Consider the following 19,277-nt stretch of genomic DNA (forward strand, 5'->3'; position numbering starts at 1 on the left):
GAATCATCATGGGAAAAATTACTGGATTTCTCGAAGTCGATCGTTTGCAAGAAGCATCTGAAGCTCCTGCAAATCGCCTCAAACACTGGCGCGAGTTTGTGCTGCACCTAACAGACGAACAGGCCGGCAAGCAAGCGGCACGCTGCATGGACTGTGGCATTCCGTTTTGCAATAACGGCTGTCCCGTAAACAACATCATCCCGGATTGGAATGATCTTGTTTATCGTCAAAACTGGCGCGGGGCGTTGGATGTGCTGCACTCCACCAACAACTTTCCAGAGTTCACGGGCCGCATCTGTCCCGCACCCTGCGAGGCCGCGTGCACGCTCAACATCAACAATGATGCCGTAGGCATCAAATCTATTGAGCACGCAATTATCGATAAGGGCTGGTCTGAAGGCTGGGTTGTACCTCAGCCTCCCGAACAGAAGACGGGCAAGAAAGTTGCCGTCATCGGCTCAGGCCCAGCAGGCCTAGCTTGCGCACAGCAATTGGCTCGTGTCGGTCACGATGTCACCGTCTTTGAAAAAAATGATCGGATCGGTGGTTTGCTGCGCTATGGCATTCCCGATTTCAAACTTGAAAAGCAGTTGATTGATCAGCGCGTCACACAAATGCAAGCCGAAGGGGTGACCTTCAAAACGTCACACTACATCGGCCAAGCGAGCGACTCTCCCGACAAGGCACTTACCGTTAAGACACCGGAAGCGCTAAAAAAGGAATTTGATGCGGTCGTTCTGACCGGTGGCTGTGAAACACCACGCGATCTCCCCGTCACCGGCCGCGAGCTCGACGGCGTGATGTACGCGATGGATTTCCTCCGCCCACAAAACAAAGTGGTCGCTGGAGACAAAGTCCCTGGTCAGGTGCTCGCAAAAGGCAAGCACGTTGTCGTGATCGGCGGTGGCGACACTGGTTCAGACTGCGTCGGCACCAGTAATCGTCACGGCGCAAAATCTGTCACACAGATTGAATTAATGCCGCGTCCTCCCGAAAGCGAAAATAAAGCACTGACCTGGCCTTACTGGCCGGCAAAGTTGCGCACGTCCTCCTCCCACGAAGAGGGTGCCGAGCGTGACTGGGCGCTGACCACCAAGTCGCTGGTTGGCAAGAATGGCAAGGTCGAAAAGCTCGTCGCTTGCCGGGTTGAGTGGGTGAAAGACGAGTCGACTGGTCAACTGAAAATGCAAGAAGTGAAAGGCTCTGAATTCGATATTCAGGCTGATCTCGTCTTGTTGGCAATGGGTTTTGTCGCTCCTGTCAGCAACATACTCAAGGCATTTGGTATCGATCAAGATCCACGTGGTAACGCGCGCGCTAACACTGACGACTATCGCAGCAACGTCGACAAGGTTTTTGCAGCGGGCGATATGCGCCGCGGTCAGTCCTTGGTCGTCTGGGCAATCCGGGAAGGCCGCCAGTGCGCGCGCTCGGTGGACGAATTCTTGATGGGCTCAAGCGTGTTACCTCGTTAAAGGTGGTGAAGCTGGCATAGGTAGCCAAAAGCAAGGAGCCCATCAGAGCGCAGAGAACGTACTCTCGAGGCTACAATGCCGCTACCGACTACCGCAAAACACGCACTAAGTTTTGCGGAGTAGACCCGACTCCTTTTGGCTCCTCATGCCCTCGCCCGCCTCCGACTCCAACAATCCGGTGCTGCGCCTAGATAGCGTCTCATTAGGCTATGGCGATTTCACGGTATTGCGCGACATTTCGCTCGAGGTCTCTCGTGGCCAGGTTGTGGCCATGATGGGGGGCTCCGGTTCAGGAAAAACAACTTTACTGCGTGCGGCGACGGGTCAACTCCGCGCGCGCGCAGGTGTGGTCACTTTATTTGATCAAGACCTCGCACACACCGATGCCCGTCAGCTCCAAAGCCTGCGTCAACGCATGGGGGTTTTGTTTCAGCAAGGTGCGCTGTTCACTGATTTAAACGTCTTTGAGAACGTCGCCTTTCCTTTGCGCGAACATGCCACACTCAAACCCGCTGACATGCTCGCGCGTGTGCTCAATACCCTAGAGGCCGTCGGCTTGCGCTGCGCGGCGCATCTCAAGGTTGCTGAAATTTCAGGGGGAATGGCCCGCCGCGTTGCCTTAGCACGCGCCGTCATTCTTGAGCCAGAGCTCGTTCTCTATGACGAACCCTTCGCGGGGCTAGATCCAATCTCTTTGGGTATTACGGCACGACTCATTCGAAGCCTTTCCGACCGTCTTGGCTGCGCCAGCGTCGTGATCACCCACGATATCGCTGAATCATTCGCAATTGCGGATCAGGTTTATCTAGTCGGCCAAGGCTGTATCAAAGCGCACGGCACACCTGCCACGCTACACGCCTCGACCGACCCGTATGTGCAACAATTTTTAAATGGGCACCCTGACGGACCTGTTCCGTTCGAATATCCAAGTACGCCGGCGTTTGAATCTTGGCTAAGCCGGCAAGGAGTCGCACAATGACTTCCCCACGCGGCATCGCCGCCCTCGGTGCAGCGGTACGCAAACGCGTGATCGGCCTTGGGATCTTCACCCGCTTCTTTATTCGCTTGCTCGCGGAAAGTAGCATTGCGCTCAAGCGACCGCGTCTAGTGTCTCAGCAAATCCATTTCATTGGTAACCATTCGCTGTTGATTATTGCCGTGTCAGGACTTTTTGTAGGCTTCGTTTTAGGTCTCCAAGGCTATTACACCCTCAACCGCTACGGCTCCGAAGAGGCGCTAGGCTTGCTTGTCGCGCTATCTCTTACGCGAGAGCTCGGTCCGGTGGTGACCGCATTACTATTTGCTGGACGCGCAGGCACCTCGCTCACAGCCGAGATTGGTTTAATGAAGGCAGGTGAGCAACTGGCCGCCATGGAAGTCATGGCCGTCAATCCGGTACGCCGCGTATTGGCCCCACGTTTTTGGGGAGGCGTGATTGCGATGCCTATTTTGGCCGCCGTATTCTCAATGGTAGGTATTCTCGGCGGTTGGGTTGTCGGCGTGCTGATGATCGGCATTGATACGGGCGCCTTCTGGTCGCAAATGCAAAGCGGTGTAGATGTCTGGAAAGACGTTATGAATGGCGTGATTAAAAGCATCGTGTTTGGCGTGGCAGTTACGCTGATCGCACTCTTTGAAGGCTGGCAAGCACGCCCAACGCCCGAGGGGGTTGCGCGAGCAACCACTCGCACTGTTGTTGCTGGCTCACTTGCCGTCCTAGGTCTTGATTTTCTGCTGACTGCACTGATGTTCAGCAACTAATACCGGAGTCAAATATGTCCAATGAAAAAACAGATTGGTGGGTCGGGCTCTTTGTGTTGCTCGGCGGCATCGCGTTGACCTTCCTTGCGTTGCGTGCGGGAAACCTCAATAGCTTTTCTTTCGCACCTACCTATTCACTGACAGCGAATTTTGACAACATCGGAGGTCTTAAAGCTCGAGCGCCGGTCAAGAGCGCCGGTGTCGTGGTGGGGCGCGTTGCCAGCATCACACTCGACGAAAAAACCTTCCAAGCCGTTGTCACCCTACAAATGCAGAAGTCCTATCAGTTTCCGGTAGATTCTTCGGCAAAAATTCTGACCTCGGGTTTGCTCGGTGAACAATACATTGGCCTTGAGCCTGGCGGTGATGATGCCAATTTAGCGGCAGGCGCACGGATCAAGCTCACACAAAGTGCGATCGTACTCGAGAGTCTCATTAGCCAGTTCCTGTACGGCCAGGCCGAAAAGCAAGGCAGCCCGCAAACAACAACGCCGCCAGCGGCAAAGTAACGTCGTCACGACATGAACAAAACCTCTTTACTCCGGTGGATCGGCGCACTTAGTCTGACTGTATTGACAGGTTGTGTGACCACGACACCCGTCGGCACAGCGAACCCGATCGATCCGCTCGAGGCCTCGAACCGAGCGATGTTTGAGTTCAATGAAACAATTGATCGTGCTGTGTTCAAACCCGTTGCCGAGGCCTATGCCTTTGTTACACCGCAGCCAGTGCGCACCTGTATTTACAATATTTTTCTCAATATTGGTGATGTCTGGTCGATGTTCAATAGCGCAATACAAGGCCGCCAAGTAGATGCGCTCAATACAATGGGCCGTATTTTGTTGAATACCACTGCCGGGTTGGGTGGCTGCCTTGACCTTGCTAGTGCCCGCGGTGCGCAACGCATCCCCAATGATTTTGGTGTGACCTTAGGTGTTTGGGGGGTAAGCTCAGGCCCATATGTTGTATTACCCATTGTTGGCTCTTCTACTCTACGCGATGGCTCAGGCAAACTCGTTGACCTCTATGTCAACCAAGTTGGCTGGGGCTCTACGGTTAGCAATATCGACCTGAGAAACTCTCTCTACGGTCTAGAGGCCGTCGTCAGGCGTGAAGCGTTGCTTGACATCTCAAACGTGATTGACCGCACCGCACTTGATCGCTACAGCTTTATTCGCGACGCCTATCTAAAACGCCGTAGTGCCCAAGTACGGGGGCCGGGAGCAGAGGCGGAGGCTTTACCGAATTACGAAGATTTCGAAGCAGAAGCGACAGATAGAAAATCCCTAGGTATCCCTGAAAAAAAATAGCAAGGTGCTACAAATATGACCCTCTCTTTTTTACGCCTCTCTGCCTGCGTCACTTTCTTACTCACCCTAGCTGTCGGTGTCCCTACGCAGGCTCAAACCAAACCGGACGCCATGGGCGCACCGAACGAGTTCGTGCAGCAAGTGGCCGATCAGGTTCTCGCGGCACTTAAAGCAGATGCCGCGGTGAAAGCTGGGGATACTGCGCGTATCAATCAAATCGTCGATGAGCTCATTCTCCCCTACGTCAACTTTGAAAAGACAACACGCCTTGCTGCTGGTCGTAACTGGCGAGAGGCCACTCCCGAGCAAAAGGCAGCGCTTGTTAAAGCGTTTCGCGGAACCCTTGCGCGGACCTACAGCGGCGCATTTACTCGCGTTGATGCTGGCACGGCCATGAAGACGCTTGCGTTTCGCGGTGATGCTGCAGCTTCTGACGTCGTTATAAAGTCACAGGTCATGCAAAGTAGCAATACACAGCCCATCGCGCTGGACTATCGACTCGAAAAAACGGCGGATGGTTGGAAAATTTACGATCTAAACGTTGAAAACATCTGGTTAATCGAAAATTACCGCAACCAGTTCACACAAGAAATCAGTAAGAGCGGCATCGATGGTCTGATCGCGGCACTCAACAAACGGGCTCAATAACAATTTATGCACGCTGTTTCCCTCGAACATGTTTCAAAGACGTATGCACCTCAGGCGACGGGCTGGCGCGGCCTATTCATGCCTCCGTCAGGTCCTGGTTTCCAAGCGCTCACCGATGTCTCTTTTACTGTCGATCACGGAGAGTTTTTTGCGTTACTCGGACCAAACGGTGCTGGTAAAACGACACTGATTTCGGTTCTCGCGGGATTGAGCCGCCCCACATCAGGGCATGCAAGTATTTGTGGCCATGATGTCGTCACCGACTACCAGGCCGCACGACGTTCACTGGGGGTTGTGCCACAAGAGCTCGTCTATGATCCGTTTTTTACGGTGCGTGAAACGCTTCGTATCCAATCTGGCTATTTCGGCTTTCGCCACAATGACGACTGGATCGATGAAATTTTGGCTAACCTTGGTCTGACCGACAAGGCCGAGGAAAACATGCGCGCCTTATCAGGCGGCATGAAGCGTCGCGTGCTCGTTGCACAAGCTTTGGTTCATCGGCCGCCCGTGATCATTTTGGATGAGCCGACTGCCGGGGTCGATGTAGATCTTCGCCGAAGCCTTTGGGAGTTTATCTCCAGACTAAACCGCGCTGGTCACACCATCATGCTGACAACCCACTATTTGGAAGAGGCCCAAGCGCTATGTAGTCGCATCGCCATGCTCAAGCGCGGCAAACTGGTTGCTCTGGATAAGACGCAGACCCTACTCGCTCGTGCGGGCGGCTCCCTTGAGGAAGCTTTCGTAAAAATCATGAACAGCGACGAAGACACCGCAGTCGAGGTAGCCGTATGAGCACGCCCATTCTTTCTGTGCGCGCCGGCGCTGGTTCCGGATTTCCGACCTTGCTCGGTAAAGAATTACTGCGTTTCTGGAAAGTGGGCTTTCAAACCATTGCCGCACCTGTTATCACAGCGCTGCTGTATTTAGTGATCTTTGCACAAGTTCTGCAAGACCGCGTACAGGTATATGGGACAGTCCCTTACACAGCATTTCTCATTCCCGGGTTGATGATGATGAGCATGCTACAAAACGCGTTTGCAAATCCTTCGTCTTCGCTCATTCAAAGTCGTGTTACGGGGAATCTTGTTTTTGTACTACTGCCGCCGATTACACATCGTGAATTTTTCAGTGCCTATGTGCTGGCTGGCATTGTCCGAGGTATCGCTGTAGGGGCTTGCGTCTGGCTCGTCTCTCTGTACTTTGCCCCTCTCGCAGTTAAACACCCCGTCTGGATGGTCGTCTTCGCAGTGCTGTCTTGCGGCATTATGTCTATTCTTGGTCTGATTGCAGGACTCACCTCCGAGAAATTCGACCAACTTGCCGCCTTTCAAAACTTCTTGATCATGCCTGCTACATTTCTGTCTGGCGTTTTCTACTCGATCCACTCTTTGCCCATTTTTTGGCAGCATGTTTCACATTGGAATCCTCTGTTCTACACCATCGACGGCTTTCGCTACGGTTTTTTTGGTGTTGCAGACGTATCGCCCTGGCATAGTCTGGCTGTTGTTGCAGGCGTCTTTAGTGCGCTAACGCTTTTTGCCTTGCGACTCCTCGGCAATGGCTACAAACTTAGAACTTAAAAGGACATTAACTACTTATGTTGCCCACCCCAGAAGACATCCGCACCTACATCGCCGCTGGTCTGGACTGCGAGCATATCGAAGTCACCGGTGACGGCTCTCACTTTGAAGCGGTGATCGTGAGCGCTGCGTTTGCGGGCAAACGCCCGATTGCTCGTCATCAGCTGGTTTACTCAGCGCTGGGCGATCGCATGAAACAAGAGATTCACGCGCTGTCCATGAGGACACTGACACCTGAAGAGTTCAACGGAAGTCACTAATGGATAAGTTGCGCATTACGGGCGGCAGTCAACTTAAAGGTGAGATCAGTGTCTCTGGCGCGAAGAACGCCGCCTTGCCAATTTTGTGTGCAGGTCTACTCACGGCCGATACCCTAACGTTGACAAACGTTCCGCGTCTCAATGACATCTCGACAACCTTGAAGTTGCTCGGCCAGATGGGCGTACGCTGCGAACGCGACGAGGGCAATACCGTTAGCATCACTGCAAATCAACTGACTGCACTCGAAGCGCCTTACGAGCTAGTCAAGACAATGCGCGCCTCGATCCTTGTGCTTGGTCCCTTACTCGCTCGCTTCGGCGAAGCACGTGTGAGTCTGCCTGGTGGATGCGCGATCGGACAACGGCCTGTCGACCAACACATACGTGGCTTGGCCGCTCTCGGGGCAGATATCCGCATCGAACATGGTTTCGTTATTGCAAAAGCTAAACGACTGCAAGGAGCAGTGATACGAACCGATATGGTGACGGTCACTGGTACTGAAAACTTGATGATGGCTGCCGTGCTCGCCGAAGGGCAGACCGTTCTTGAGAATGCTGCGCGCGAACCTGAAGTCGTCGACCTGGCAGAGTTACTCATCAAAATGGGTGCCCGCATCAAGGGGCACGGTACAGACCGCATTGTGATCGATGGAGTCCAAGCTCTGCATGGGGCGACCCATCGGGTGATCGCAGATCGCATTGAAGCAGGAAGCTTTCTTTGTGCGGTTGGGACTGCCGGTGGTGACATCACGCTACGGGATGCCGCGCCCCAAACAATGGGTGCAACGCTCTCTAAGCTCACTGAGGCAGGATTAAGCATCACGTGTGGCGATGACTGGATTCAGGCCTCTATGCACAAGAGGCCGCGTGCAGTCGACTTTCGCACACAGGAGTATCCCGGTTTTGCGACCGATATGCAGGCGCAACTCATGGCGCTCAATACGATTGCCGAAGGCACCTCTGTCATCGTAGAGACGATTTTTGAAAATCGTTACATGCACGTCCAAGAGCTCTTGCGCCTAGGCGCAAACATCGATATCGACGGCCACACCGCTGTCGTGCGTGGTGTGCAAAAGCTGTCCGGTGCGACGGTCATGGCCACGGATTTACGAGCGTCGGCGAGCCTGGTCATCGCCGGGCTCGCTGCAGAGGGCGAAACGCTCGTTGAACGAATCTACCACTTAGACCGTGGTTATGAGCGTATGGAACACAAACTTAGGGCCTTAGGCGCTAACATCGTAAGAATTTCAAGCTGAAGGAAATCCCATGAGCTCGCAAGCGCTCGCCCGACCCCTGACGATGGCGCTCTCGAAAGGGCGCATTTTCGAAGAAACCCTGCCTCTTCTCGAGGCAGCGGGCATTCGCGTCAGCGAGAATCCGGAGCAATCCCGTAAACTCATTATTGCGACAAGCGATCCAAATCTTCGCTTGATTATCGTGCGTGCCTCGGATGTTCCCACCTATGTTGAGTATGGCGCAGCAGACCTAGGCATCGCAGGCAAAGACGTGCTGATTGAGCACGCAGCGCAACACCCCGGCGGACTGTATCAGCCGATTGACCTGAACATCGCCAAGTGCAGGCTAGCCGTTGCTGTGCGCAAAGGCTTTGATTACAGCGCCGCCGTGCACCAAGGCGCACGTTTGCGTGTGGCCACAAAGTACACGCAAGCCGCGCGCGAGCACTTTGCGGCCAAGGGGGTCTACGTCGATCTCATCAAACTGTATGGCTCGATGGAGCTGGCACCACTTGTTGGGTTGGCTGACGCCATTGTCGATCTCGTCTCAACAGGAAACACCCTCAAGGCCAACGATCTCGTTGCGGTTGAGGACATCATGCCAATTTCATCAAGGCTCGTGGTCAACCGCGCTGCGCTCAAAACACGCCATGCGCAATTGCAACCCCTCCTTGATGCTTTCGAACGCGCGAGCCGTAAGTAATTATGTCGACTATCACTAGGCTGCGCTCAAGCGCACCGGATTTCGAAGCCACACTCAAAAAGCTGCTAGCTTTTGATGCCGAGCAAGACGATGCGATCGAAGCTGCGACCGCGCGCATTTTGCAGCGCGTGCGTCACGAAGGTGACGCCGCGCTTCTTGAGCTGACCAATCAATTTGACCAGGTCAATGCGTCGAACGTCGCAGCCCTTGAGATTCCCGCCGAACAGTGGAGGCAAGCGCTCACTTCCTTGCCTAGCTCGCAAAGGCAGGCACTCGAGGTCGCGGCGGAGCGTGTGCGCGCCTATCACCAGCATCAACGTCAGGAAAGTTGGTCTTACGTCGAACAAGACGGGACGCGACTTGGACAACAAATTACACCCCTGGATCGGGTTGGTCTTTACGTCCCGGGCGGCAAAGCCGCCTATCCCTCCTCGGTGCTCATGAACGCAATTCCGGCCAAAGTGGCAGGCGTGTCAGAAATCATTATGGTTACACCGACACCGCATGGCCAGCGTAACGCCATGGTGTTAGCGGCCGCCGCTATTGCCGGGGTTGATCGCTGCTTTGCGATTGGCGGTGCCCAGGCAGTTGGTGCACTAGCCTATGGCACTGAAAGCGTCCCTGCAGTCGACAAAATCGTCGGGCCTGGAAACGCCTACGTTGCGGCGGCTAAGCGACGCGTATTTGGCACGGTTGGTATCGACATGATCGCCGGCCCAAGTGAAATTCTGATTATTTGTGACGGCAAAACGCTAGCCGACTGGATCGCGATGGACCTGTTTTCTCAGGCCGAACACGACGAGCTCGCCCAGGCGATCCTGCTTTGCCCGGATGCGCAATATCTTGACGCAGTTGAAGCGTCGATCACACGCTTATTGCCGACCATGCCCCGCGCCGACATTATCCGCACGAGTCTGCGTGATCGCGGCGCGCTGATTCAGGTGCGCGACCTAGCCGAAGCTTGTGCGATCAGCAACCGAATCGCGCCCGAACACCTGGAAGTGTCGACCGAGCAGCCTGAGCAATGGCTGCCGAGTCTGCGCCACGCCGGAGCCATTTTTATGGGATCGCATAGCTCAGAAGCCCTTGGCGACTACTGCGCAGGCCCGAATCATGTCTTGCCGACCTCACGCACTGCGCGATTCTCATCGCCTTTGGGCGTCTACGACTTCCAAAAGCGCTCGAGCTTGATCCATGTATCGGCGGCCGGCGCACAAACATTGGGCAAAATCGCCAATGAACTCGCCCTAGGTGAGGGGCTGCCCGCGCACGCAGCAAGCGCAAGTTTCCGCCTCACAGGTAAGTAAACGGCTTACAGCAGTCATAAACGGTCCAGACCACCATACAATATCGAGTCCGACGACACGAGTACAAGACATGCGTACTGCAGAAATCACCCGCAACACCAACGAAACGCGTATTCGCGTAGCGATCAACCTAGATGGCACCGGCCGCCAAAAGCTAAATACCGGCGTGCCATTTTTGGATCACATGCTTGATCAGATTGCGCGTCACGGCTTGATCGATCTCGATGTACATGCCGAAGGCGATCTGCACATTGATGCACACCACACGGTTGAGGATGTTGGCATCACACTTGGCCAAGCAATTGCCAAGGCGGTTGGGGATAAAGCCGGTATCCGTCGTTACGGGCACGCTTATGTGCCGCTAGACGAGGCGCTCTCACGCGTAGTTGTGGACTTCTCTGGTCGCCCTGGTTTGCAGTTTCACGTGCCCTTCACTCGCGCGCGCGTGGGCGACTTTGATGTCGATCTAACAATCGAGTTCTTTCAAGGACTCGTCAACCATGCGCTTTTGACCATGCATATCGACAACCTGCGGGGTGTCAACGCACATCACCAGTGCGAAACGATTTTCAAAGCGACTGGACGTGCCTTGCGCATGGCGCTTGAGCTCGACCCAAGAATCGCTGGTGTCGTACCCTCAACTAAAGGCGTGCTTTAGTCTATGACTTCTATTGCCATCGTCGATTACGGCATGGGCAACTACCACTCCGTCGAACGGGCGTTGCGCCACGCAGCTCCCGAGGCAGATATTCGCCTGTGCAAGCAGGCACAAGAGATTGATGCGGCGGATCGGGTCGTGTTTCCTGGGCAGGGCGCGATGGCAGACTGCATGCGGACGCTCGACGAAGCTGGCTTGCGTGACGCAGTTCTGCGGGCTGCGCGCGACAAACCATTGCTGGGTGTTTGTGTGGGCGAACAAATGCTGTTTGAACGCAGCGACGAAGGCAACACAGCAAGCCTAGGGATTTTCAAAGGCGAAGTAAAACGCTTTACTGGGCCACTCTTTGCGGAGCAACTCGGCGCACAAACCGACCGCGCGAGTAGACTGAAAGTGCCACATATGGGATGGAATCCTGTTCGTCAGACACGCCCCCACGCACTTTGGTCTGGCATCGCAGACGCCACCCCATTTTATTTTGTACACAGTTACTACGCCGTGCCGAGCGACGCTGGACTCACCGTCGGCGAGAGCCAATACGGAGTGCGGTTTACCTGCGCGGTTGCACACGAAAATATATTTGCCGTACAGTTTCACCCCGAAAAAAGTGCTGATTCGGGTTTGCGTCTCTACCGTAATTTTGTAGACTGGAATCCTTAACCCAACGCTCACTTAATGACATGCTGCTGATCCCTGCAATTGACCTCAAAGATGGTCGCTGTGTAAGACTCCGCCAAGGCGACATGGAGGATGCGACCGTATTCTCCGAAGATCCAGCCGCAATGGCGACGCACTGGTATGACCTAGGCGCGCGTCGCCTGCACCTCGTGGACCTTAACGGTGCCGTCGCCGGCAAGCCGAAAAACGAAGCCGTGATCAAGGCGATCGTCAATTCCGTTGGCTCCGAAATGCCTGTTCAAATCGGTGGGGGCATCCGTGATCTCGACACGATTGAGCGCTATCTGGATTTCGGTATCTCTTATGTCATTATCGGCACCGCTGCCGTCAAGAACCCCGGGTTCTTGCATGACGCTTGCGGCGCCTTCCCCGGAAGCATCATCGTCGGACTTGACGCGAAAGACGGCAAAGTTGCAACCGATGGCTGGAGCAAACTCACCAAGCATGACGTCACGGATTTAGCTAAAAAATTCGAGGACTACGGCTGCGAAGCAATTATTTACACTGACATCGGTCGCGATGGCATGCTCAGCGGTGTCAATATTGAAGCAACGGTCCGCCTCGCCCAACACGTCCGCATCCCGGTGATTGCCTCCGGTGGCGTGACGGACTTGCGCGATATCGATGCTCTGTGCGCGGTCGAAGAGGAAGGTATCGCTGGCGCGATCCTTGGTCGAAGCATCTACGAAGGCACGCTGGACTTCGAAGCTGCGCAACAACGCGCTGACGAACTTTCGCCATGACCATTGCAACGGCGTCGAGCGCGGTCAGCGGACTGACTCGTCGTATCATTCCTTGCTTGGATGTGACAGCAGGGCGTGTCGTCAAAGGTGTAAATTTTGTGCAGCTCGTTGACGCCGGCGATCCCATTGAGATTGCGCGCCGCTACAACGAGCAAGGTGCTGATGAGCTCACGTTCTTGGACATCACAGCAACAAGTGATGGCCGCGATTTGATTTTGCCGATCATCGAACAAGTCGCTTCGCAAGTATTCATCCCCCTCACCGTTGGGGGCGGCGTGCGACAAGTCAGCGATGTGCAACGCTTGCTCAATGCTGGCGCAGATAAGATTTCGATGAACAGCGCTGCAGTGGCCAACCCTGACCTCGTGCGCGCGGCCTCGGATTATCACGGCTCGCAATGTATTGTTGTGGCAATTGATGCGCGACGCGTGAAAGACGCACCAACACCCACCTGGGAAGTATTTACGCATGGTGGGCGAAAGGGAACGGGTATTGACGCAGTGGCTTGGGCCCGCAAAATGGCCGAGTACGGCGCAGGCGAAATTTTGCTAACCAGCATGGACCGCGACGGTACAAAATCTGGTTTCGATCTAGAGCTCACTCGGCAGGTATCGGATGCAGTCGCTGTTCCAGTGATCGCCTCAGGAGGTGTCGGCACCTTACAACACCTTGCCGACGGCGTGACACTTGGTGGCGCAAGCGCAGTACTGGCTGCCAGCATTTTTCACTACGGTGAGTTCACCGTACGCGAGGCGAAAGATTTCATGGCGTCCCGCGGAATCCCGGTCAGGCGCAACTGATATGTCAACGCCCATACAAGACTCTGGTCTGCCCTCCTGGTTAGCCGAAGTGCATTTTGATGCGCAAGGCTTAGTCCCAGCCATCGCCCAAGATGCCGTCAGTGGGCAAATCTTGATGGTGGCGTGGATGAATGCCGAGTCGCTGGCCGAAACTGCACAAACGGGACGTGCCGTGTTTTGGTCGCGTTCACGCAGCCGACTTTGGCGCAAAGGCGAAGAGTCCGGCCACGTCCAGCGCGTGCTGGAACTGCGACTAGACTGCGACGCCGATGTGATTTTGCTAAAAGTTGAACAGCTCGGAGGTATTGCCTGTCACACGGGTCGCGCGAGCTGTTTTTATCAGCGGCTGGACCAGCAAACCGACACCGCAGGCACCGTCACCCTCAAATGGATTACCGTTGATCCGGTACTCAAAGATCCCGAACTTATTTACAAATGACAACAGATACCCCTGAAGCAGTCCTTAAGCGACTCGCCGACCTACTTGAAACCCGACTACCCAGTCGTGGAGGGGACCCGTCGACCTCCTATGTGGCGAAACTGTTTTCAAAAGGGCCTGAAGCGGCCCTCAAGAAGATAGGGGAAGAAGCGACCGAGCTGGTCATGGCAGCCAAGGACGGCCAGGCAGATAGAATCGTGGCGGAAATGGCCGATTTATGGTTTCATTGCCTCGTTGTACTGACAGAAAATGGTCTGCGCCCAGAACTTGTGACGGCAGAGCTCGCTCGACGCGAAGGGCTGTCAGGCTTAACGGAAAAAGCCAGTCGCACGGAAAAATAATCCTAGTTTTCGGGATTTTTCATCAAAACCTCTTGGCAACAGAACGTATCATGAGCGAACAGTGCATTTTTTGTAAGATCGTCGAGGGAAAAATTCCTGCAAAAATCGTCTACCACGATGAGGATTGTGTGGTTTTTCACGACATTAACCCTGCGGCACCAGTGCATTTGCTCATGGTTCCCCGCAAACATGTCGTCTCAATGCAAGAAATTTTGCCCGAAGATGCCCTGTGGTTAGGTAGAATGCTGTCTAAGGTTCCTGAGATCGCCATCCAAAATGGCTGCAATCCGGGGCCAGCGGGAGGATTTCGCCTCACGGCGAACGCTGGCATTGAGGGCGGACAAGAGGTCCCTCACCTTCATTTTCATATTTTGGGTGGTAAGCGTCCCTGGAAGGGACAAAAAGCCATCGCACTCTAATTCGGAGAATCATCATGGGTAGTTTTAGCATCTGGCACTGGTTAATCGTTCTCGTCATCGTTGCGCTCATTTTCGGCACGAAGAAAATCCGCAATATTGGAGCCGACCTCGGTGGGGCAGTGAAGGGCTTCAAAGAGGGCATGAAGGATCCAAATGCAAAAGAAGGTGACGCCGCTGCTGGCACTGAAGCCGCGCCAGCGCAACGTGTTGCTTCGAACGAAACCGTCGATGTGCAGGCCAAAGAAAAATCCAGCACCCATTAATTTCAGCTGGATCGCCCCGCGAGGGGCTACTTTGGTACACAGAACATGTTTGATGTCAGCTTTACTGAACTACTCGTAGTCGGGGTCGTGGCCCTCGTCGTCATCGGTCCTGAACGTCTGCCTAAAGTGGCACGTACACTAGGCCACCTAGTTGGTCGAGCGCAACGCTATGTCAGTGATGTCAAGTCGGATATTCAACGGGAAGTTGAACTCGATGAGCTACGTAAACTGAAAGACCAAATGCAAGATGCCGCACAAAGTGTGCAAAGCAGCTTGCAGAGCACGAGTGATTCGTTCAGCAAACCCCTTGAGGCGCTTGAGCAAAACACGATGTCGACCTTCAATGAAGCGACAGCGGGTCTCAAACAAGCGACCTCCTTCGACACCCCCTCCGCAGAGCCTGTTGCCAAGGCCGCTTCAGATAGTCCCGCCTTGCTAGACGCGGCCGGCAACCCAAACATAAGCTTTAATGCAGTGCCTTCTGTCAGCACACCAGTCGCCTCTAGCGAGAGCGCAGCGATGACGCCGGAAGCTGCGCTTGCCAACGCGTCGCAAACGCAGGGGATGACTGGGCTCTTTGATACTCCAGTTCAAACTGAATTCGAAATTGCGAGCACGGCAGACTTCGAGTCTGCCGCCCGCAAAGCGCAAGAAACAGAAAAAGCCTTGGCCAGCGCGCCGACTTCAGCTACCCCTCCGTCGGGATCAAAATCTTGAGCAACACAGAAAAAACCGCTGAGCCCGGTGAACAAAACGAAAGTTTTATGTCACACCTGGTTGAATTACGCTCGCGCCTGTTACGAGCAGTCGGCACAATCGTTGTGATCTTTTTTATTTTGTTTCTCTATCCTGGCGCCTCGGACATCTACGATCTGCTTGCGGCACCCATGCTGGCCTCCTTGCCGGAGGGCACCCGCATGATTGCAACCGGCGTGATCACGCCCTTCATGGTGCCTGTCAAAGTCACGATGATGGCCGCTTTTGTGATTGCTCTGCCCGTTGTCCTGTATCAAGTCTGGGCCTTTGTTGCGCCGGGACTTTACAAACATGAACAAAATTTAGCCTTACCTCTGATTGTTTCAAGCTCGCTGCTGTTTTTGGTGGGAATGGCCTTTTGTTACTTTGTTGTGTTTAAAACGGTCTTTAGCTTCATCGCTTCATTTGCGCCACAGTCGATTACACCGGCGCCGGATATCGAGGCTTACCTGACGTTCGTTATGACGATGTTTTTGGCCTTTGGGCTCACGTTTGAAGTCCCTGTTGCGGTTGTGCTGCTCGTTAGGATGGGGATCGTGACAATCAAGCAACTTAGCGAGGCCCGTGGCTATGTCATCGTTGGGGCGTTTGTGATCGCCGCCGTCGTCACCCCACCCGATGTCGTCAGCCAATTCTTGTTGGCCGTTCCGCTCTGCGTCCTCTACGAGATCGGACTCTTAGTCGCCCGGGGGATCAAACCCCGTAGCAAAGAAGAGGAAAAGACTACAACACCCGAGTCCACAAGCTGAAAACGGCCTGCTATCAAAGAACTCTTACGACAAATCTCTTGTTGTCTTAGTATTTAAGGTATATCTTTTAGATCTCTAAATTCTATTTGATATGAATCGTTCACATGGGGATGCCTATTTTGGCGGAACCTATCGAACCTTAAAGGGATCATCGTGCTCGCTCATCGTCTTAAACAAGCCCGTCTGCGCGCCGGCTTGTCTCAGGAAAAACTCGGCAAACTTGCCGGAATCGACCCCATGTCCGCTAGCGCGCGGATGAATCAGTATGAGCGTGGCAAACATTCGCCCGACTATCAACTGATGTGTCGTGTGGCAGAAATCTTAAACATGCCCGTCAGCTGGTTTTACACCGCTGATGACGAGCAAGCGCGCCTTCAAGAGATTTTTTACCACCTTGATGCCAATACTCGGCGACCCTTGCTTACCCAGGCTGAATCGCTCATCGCGGCGAACCCGCCAAGCAACAGCAGCGCGAGCAACGGCAACACAGCGCAACCAACTACTGCCAACTAAGGTTTGTCCGTGGGCTTATTGCGGCCGAACCGGTCGCAAGCCCGCGACAAGCGAGAGGCTTTGTGTTTTTCCGTTTCGGTAAACGCCTAGCTCGATCTTTTCACCCGGCTCCTTGGCAGCGATGCGCGCCATGAGTTTAGGAGTGTCTCCTACTGGGCGACCGTCCATCGTTTGGACAATGTCGCCCACACGTAACCCGCCTTTGGCACCCGGGCCGTCACGCAATAAGCCCGCGATAATCACACCGCTGGGGCGCTCTAGCCCAAACGCCTTTGCCAGGTCAGCAGTCATGTCCTGTGGCTCAATGCCTAGCCAGCCTCGTTTAACGTGTCCGTGCGCAATGATTTGTTCCAATACCTTTTGTGCTGCCCCCGCTGGAATCGCAAAGCCAATTCCAAGCGAACCCCCGGTTTTAGAATAAATCGCTGTGTTAATCCCAACTAAACGGCCAAGCGTATCGATAAGCGCTCCCCCTGAATTGCCTGGGTTAATTGCTGCATCCGTTTGGATAAAGTTTTCGTAGGTATTAATGCCTAGCCCTTGGCGGCCAAGCGCAGAAACAATCCCCATCGTGATCGTTTGCCCCACTCCAAAAGGGTTACCGATTGCCAGCACAACGTCACCGACGCGCGGTGTTTCATCTGTCATAAAACCAAGAGCATGCAGGGCTGGCAGTTGTATTTTTAATACGGCGAGATCGGAGTCTGGATCCACGCCAATTACTTTCGCACTTGTCTGGCGTCCGTCGTGCAAGGCCACGAGGATCTCATCTGCACCATTAATAACGTGGAAATTGGTCACGATGTGTCCTGCTGCTGACACAATCACACCCGAGCCAAGACTAGTCGCCTGTTGCTGCTGCTTATAGCCCGGCATCTGTTCGAAAAATTTTCGTAAAACGGGATCGGGCGGTAGAACAATGCGAGGTGCCACAATGCGTTTCGTGGTGTGGATATTCACAACAGCGGGTGCCGCCAAAGCCACCGCATCAGAATAGGAACCAGGCGCAGCAATGCCTTGCCCTTGTCCCTTCACCAAAGGGGCCACCGACGCCCCGACCGTAACGATTTGTTTTTCTCCACGGGCCAACCAATCCGGGCGTAAAGTCACCACCACGAATAAAATCGCTAAACATACCGTTACCGCTTGAGCAAAGATCAACCAAATTCGACGCATTTTGATTTCAGGAAAAATATGACCTCAGTTTCGACCCGCGAGCTCTGCGCTTGGCTCGATGCCACACTTAAGGCTTCGTCATTCAAAGACTACTGCCCCAATGGCTTGCAAGTCGAGGGTTGTGAGCGAGTGTCCCATATTATCGCGGGCGTCACCGCCAGTCAGGCGTTAATTGAGGTCGCGATTGACCGAGGTGCAGACGCAATCTTGGTGCACCACGGCTGGTTTTGGCGGGGTGAAGATCCGCGCGTGCGAGGAACACAACGCACGCGGCTTGCTGCGCTGCTGGCAGCAAATATCAATTTAATCGCCTATCACCTGCCTCTTGATGCACATCCGACGTTGGGCAACAATGCACAGCTCGCCTCGCGCTTGGGTCTTGTGGCAGATCGGCAACAGCCCGACGCAAGCGATCCCACCAGCCCGCCTCGAACGGCAGGCGCTTCAAACCTTATTTGGCTCGGCTCCATGCCGGGTGCGGCTACGCTTGGTCAGGTGGCCAAACAAGTTGCAGCACGCCTGGGGCGTGAACCGCTCGTGGTTGGCGCAGTCGATCAGCCGGCGCAAACGATCGCTTGGTGCACAGGCGCAGCACAAGGAATGTTTAGCGAGGCAATCGATGCGGGCGCAAACGTCTTTATTACCGGAGAAGTCTCAGAGCCCACCGTTCACCTCGCCCGCGAATCTGGGGTGGGTTTCATCGGCGCCGGGCACCATGCAACTGAACGCTATGGCGTCCAGGCACTGGCCCTGGCGGTCCAACAGCAGTTTGGCCTCAAGGTTGACTTTATAGATATCGACAACCCGGTCTAATCTGCTTATTTTTTAAGCGAATCGCGAATTTCGCGTAACAACAGCACGTTCTCCGGCACCGGGGGCGGAGCGGCCTCCAAGTCCATCTTCTTGCGTGCCGTGTTGATCGCTTTCACCATCCAAAAGATCACAAAAGCCAACAAAATAAAGTTGATGACAATGGTTAAAAAGTTGCCCCAGGCAAAAATTGTTGCGCCAGCCTTCGTCAGGTCCGCATAGGTCTCGGGCCCTACATACCCCGCAGGACGGGATAACACCAAAAACTTATTACTGAAGTCCATCGAGCCACCAACCAAAAAGTTGACGACTGGCATGACGATATCCTTAACAAGGGAGTCGACAATTTTGCCAAATGCTGCTCCCACAATGACGCCGATTGCGAGGTCAACCACGTTACCTCGTACAGCAAACTCGCGGAATTCCTTAAATATCCCGCGCGATTCCTTCAAAATCTCTTTGCCTTGAATCATTTCTCTTTTCCTTACTGTGAGTCCGTCTTAGCTAGCGCTATAATAAGGGGTTAATTTAAGTTGCAGCAAATGCTTATTTGCGATCTGACCAGGGCAACCTGTCCGGGAACATCTCTGCTGGCCTGCAATGAACTAGTCTGCAATGTGTTGGCTCAAACACATTGGCTGCGATAA

At 54.2% G+C, this 19,277-nt stretch carries 26 protein-coding genes; 24 read left to right on the top strand and 2 right to left on the bottom strand.

The window, feature by feature from the left end:
- The first annotated feature begins 8 nt into the window (after positions 1 to 8).
- From KZZ10_RS04385 to KZZ10_RS04495, 23 genes are all read left to right on the top strand, one after another.
- A complete protein-coding gene (locus KZZ10_RS04385; RefSeq protein ID WP_259660287.1) occupies positions 9 to 1,475 on the top strand; it encodes a glutamate synthase subunit beta in 1,467 nt (488 codons plus the stop codon).
- A 145-nt stretch (positions 1,476 to 1,620) separates the two neighbouring features.
- Positions 1,621 to 2,454: an ABC transporter ATP-binding protein gene (locus KZZ10_RS04390; RefSeq protein WP_259660288.1), complete on the top strand. Its 834-nt coding sequence runs from the start codon at positions 1,621 to 1,623 to the stop codon at positions 2,452 to 2,454.
- Positions 2,451 to 3,236: a lipid asymmetry maintenance ABC transporter permease subunit MlaE gene (gene mlaE, locus KZZ10_RS04395; RefSeq protein WP_259660289.1), complete on the top strand. Its 786-nt coding sequence runs from the start codon at positions 2,451 to 2,453 to the stop codon at positions 3,234 to 3,236. The genes KZZ10_RS04390 and mlaE overlap by 4 nt, the downstream gene beginning before the upstream one ends.
- Before the next feature lie 14 nt (positions 3,237 to 3,250).
- Entirely contained in the window at positions 3,251 to 3,745 is a 495-nt protein-coding gene (gene mlaD / locus KZZ10_RS04400) for an outer membrane lipid asymmetry maintenance protein MlaD (protein WP_259660290.1), read from the top strand.
- 12 nt (positions 3,746 to 3,757) lie between these two features.
- Positions 3,758 to 4,546: an MlaA family lipoprotein gene (locus KZZ10_RS04405; RefSeq protein ID WP_259660291.1), complete on the top strand. Its 789-nt coding sequence runs from the start codon at positions 3,758 to 3,760 to the stop codon at positions 4,544 to 4,546.
- Between the two features lie 15 nt (positions 4,547 to 4,561).
- The gene (locus KZZ10_RS04410; RefSeq protein ID WP_259660292.1) at positions 4,562 to 5,194 is read left to right on the top strand and encodes an MlaC/ttg2D family ABC transporter substrate-binding protein; all 633 of its coding nucleotides are present in this window, start codon (positions 4,562 to 4,564) and stop codon (positions 5,192 to 5,194) included.
- Between the two features lie 6 nt (positions 5,195 to 5,200).
- On the top strand, positions 5,201 to 5,992 hold the full coding sequence (locus tag KZZ10_RS04415; protein ID WP_259660293.1) for an ABC transporter ATP-binding protein: 792 nt from the start codon (positions 5,201 to 5,203) through the stop codon (positions 5,990 to 5,992).
- Positions 5,989 to 6,780, top strand: a complete 792-nt coding sequence (locus KZZ10_RS04420; protein WP_259660294.1) for an ABC transporter permease — start codon at positions 5,989 to 5,991, stop codon at positions 6,778 to 6,780. Before KZZ10_RS04415 ends, KZZ10_RS04420 begins: the two co-directional genes overlap by 4 nt.
- Positions 6,781 to 6,797: 17 nt before the next feature.
- A complete protein-coding gene (locus tag KZZ10_RS04425; protein ID WP_259660295.1) occupies positions 6,798 to 7,040 on the top strand; it encodes a BolA family protein in 243 nt (80 codons plus the stop codon).
- A complete protein-coding gene (gene murA, locus KZZ10_RS04430; RefSeq protein WP_259660296.1) occupies positions 7,040 to 8,296 on the top strand; it encodes a UDP-N-acetylglucosamine 1-carboxyvinyltransferase in 1,257 nt (418 codons plus the stop codon). Before KZZ10_RS04425 ends, murA begins: the two co-directional genes overlap by 1 nt.
- A gap of 10 nt (positions 8,297 to 8,306) precedes the next feature.
- Entirely contained in the window at positions 8,307 to 8,978 is a 672-nt protein-coding gene (gene hisG / locus KZZ10_RS04435) for an ATP phosphoribosyltransferase (RefSeq protein WP_259660297.1), read from the top strand.
- Between the two features lie 2 nt (positions 8,979 to 8,980).
- Positions 8,981 to 10,285, top strand: a complete 1,305-nt coding sequence (gene hisD / locus KZZ10_RS04440; protein ID WP_259660298.1) for a histidinol dehydrogenase — start codon at positions 8,981 to 8,983, stop codon at positions 10,283 to 10,285.
- Between the two features lie 70 nt (positions 10,286 to 10,355).
- Complete coding sequence (gene hisB / locus KZZ10_RS04445; protein WP_259660299.1) at positions 10,356 to 10,943, top strand: imidazoleglycerol-phosphate dehydratase HisB; 588 nt, start codon at positions 10,356 to 10,358, stop codon at positions 10,941 to 10,943.
- A 3-nt stretch (positions 10,944 to 10,946) separates the two neighbouring features.
- Positions 10,947 to 11,603, top strand: coding sequence for an imidazole glycerol phosphate synthase subunit HisH (hisH, locus tag KZZ10_RS04450; RefSeq protein WP_259660300.1), 657 nt, complete (start codon positions 10,947 to 10,949; stop codon positions 11,601 to 11,603).
- 20 nt (positions 11,604 to 11,623) lie between these two features.
- Complete coding sequence (gene hisA / locus KZZ10_RS04455; RefSeq protein ID WP_259660301.1) at positions 11,624 to 12,364, top strand: 1-(5-phosphoribosyl)-5-[(5-phosphoribosylamino)methylideneamino]imidazole-4-carboxamide isomerase; 741 nt, start codon at positions 11,624 to 11,626, stop codon at positions 12,362 to 12,364.
- On the top strand, positions 12,361 to 13,164 hold the full coding sequence (hisF, locus tag KZZ10_RS04460; protein ID WP_259660302.1) for an imidazole glycerol phosphate synthase subunit HisF: 804 nt from the start codon (positions 12,361 to 12,363) through the stop codon (positions 13,162 to 13,164). The genes hisA and hisF overlap by 4 nt, the downstream gene beginning before the upstream one ends.
- Position 13,165: 1 nt before the next feature.
- The gene (gene hisI / locus KZZ10_RS04465) at positions 13,166 to 13,603 is read left to right on the top strand and encodes a phosphoribosyl-AMP cyclohydrolase (RefSeq protein WP_259660303.1); all 438 of its coding nucleotides are present in this window, start codon (positions 13,166 to 13,168) and stop codon (positions 13,601 to 13,603) included.
- Positions 13,600 to 13,944 carry a phosphoribosyl-ATP diphosphatase gene (locus tag KZZ10_RS04470; RefSeq protein ID WP_259660304.1) on the top strand — a complete coding sequence of 115 codons (345 nt, stop codon included), beginning with the start codon at positions 13,600 to 13,602 and terminating at the stop codon, positions 13,942 to 13,944. Before hisI ends, KZZ10_RS04470 begins: the two co-directional genes overlap by 4 nt.
- Before the next feature lie 50 nt (positions 13,945 to 13,994).
- Positions 13,995 to 14,363 carry a histidine triad nucleotide-binding protein gene (locus KZZ10_RS04475; RefSeq protein WP_259660305.1) on the top strand — a complete coding sequence of 123 codons (369 nt, stop codon included), beginning with the start codon at positions 13,995 to 13,997 and terminating at the stop codon, positions 14,361 to 14,363.
- 14 nt (positions 14,364 to 14,377) lie between these two features.
- A complete protein-coding gene (gene tatA / locus KZZ10_RS04480; protein WP_259660306.1) occupies positions 14,378 to 14,626 on the top strand; it encodes a Sec-independent protein translocase subunit TatA in 249 nt (82 codons plus the stop codon).
- Positions 14,627 to 14,671: 45 nt separating this feature from the next.
- A complete protein-coding gene (gene tatB / locus KZZ10_RS15495) occupies positions 14,672 to 15,343 on the top strand; it encodes a Sec-independent protein translocase protein TatB (RefSeq protein ID WP_446001715.1) in 672 nt (223 codons plus the stop codon).
- Positions 15,344 to 15,390: 47 nt separating this feature from the next.
- Positions 15,391 to 16,131 carry a twin-arginine translocase subunit TatC gene (gene tatC, locus KZZ10_RS04490; protein ID WP_259660995.1) on the top strand — a complete coding sequence of 247 codons (741 nt, stop codon included), beginning with the start codon at positions 15,391 to 15,393 and terminating at the stop codon, positions 16,129 to 16,131.
- A gap of 153 nt (positions 16,132 to 16,284) precedes the next feature.
- On the top strand, positions 16,285 to 16,644 hold the full coding sequence (locus tag KZZ10_RS04495) for a helix-turn-helix domain-containing protein (protein WP_259660307.1): 360 nt from the start codon (positions 16,285 to 16,287) through the stop codon (positions 16,642 to 16,644).
- Positions 16,645 to 16,659: 15 nt separating this feature from the next.
- On the opposite strand, the gene KZZ10_RS04500 is transcribed toward KZZ10_RS04495, so the two are convergent.
- The gene (locus KZZ10_RS04500) at positions 16,660 to 17,820 is read right to left on the bottom strand and encodes a S1C family serine protease (protein WP_259660308.1); all 1,161 of its coding nucleotides are present in this window, start codon (positions 17,818 to 17,820) and stop codon (positions 16,660 to 16,662) included.
- Positions 17,821 to 17,838: 18 nt separating this feature from the next.
- Here KZZ10_RS04500 and KZZ10_RS04505 point away from each other — a divergent pair, with 18 nt between their 5' ends.
- Complete coding sequence (locus KZZ10_RS04505) at positions 17,839 to 18,633, top strand: Nif3-like dinuclear metal center hexameric protein (protein ID WP_259660309.1); 795 nt, start codon at positions 17,839 to 17,841, stop codon at positions 18,631 to 18,633.
- Positions 18,634 to 18,638: 5 nt separating this feature from the next.
- Here KZZ10_RS04505 and mscL read toward each other — a convergent pair whose 3' ends face one another.
- Positions 18,639 to 19,103: a large conductance mechanosensitive channel protein MscL gene (mscL, locus tag KZZ10_RS04510; protein WP_375372535.1), complete on the bottom strand. Its 465-nt coding sequence runs from the start codon at positions 19,101 to 19,103 to the stop codon at positions 18,639 to 18,641.
- Between the last annotated feature and the right edge of the window lie 174 nt (positions 19,104 to 19,277).

This window comes from Zwartia hollandica, from assembly GCF_019923725.1.
Taxonomy (GTDB): Bacteria; Pseudomonadota; Gammaproteobacteria; order Burkholderiales; family Burkholderiaceae_B; genus Zwartia; species Zwartia hollandica.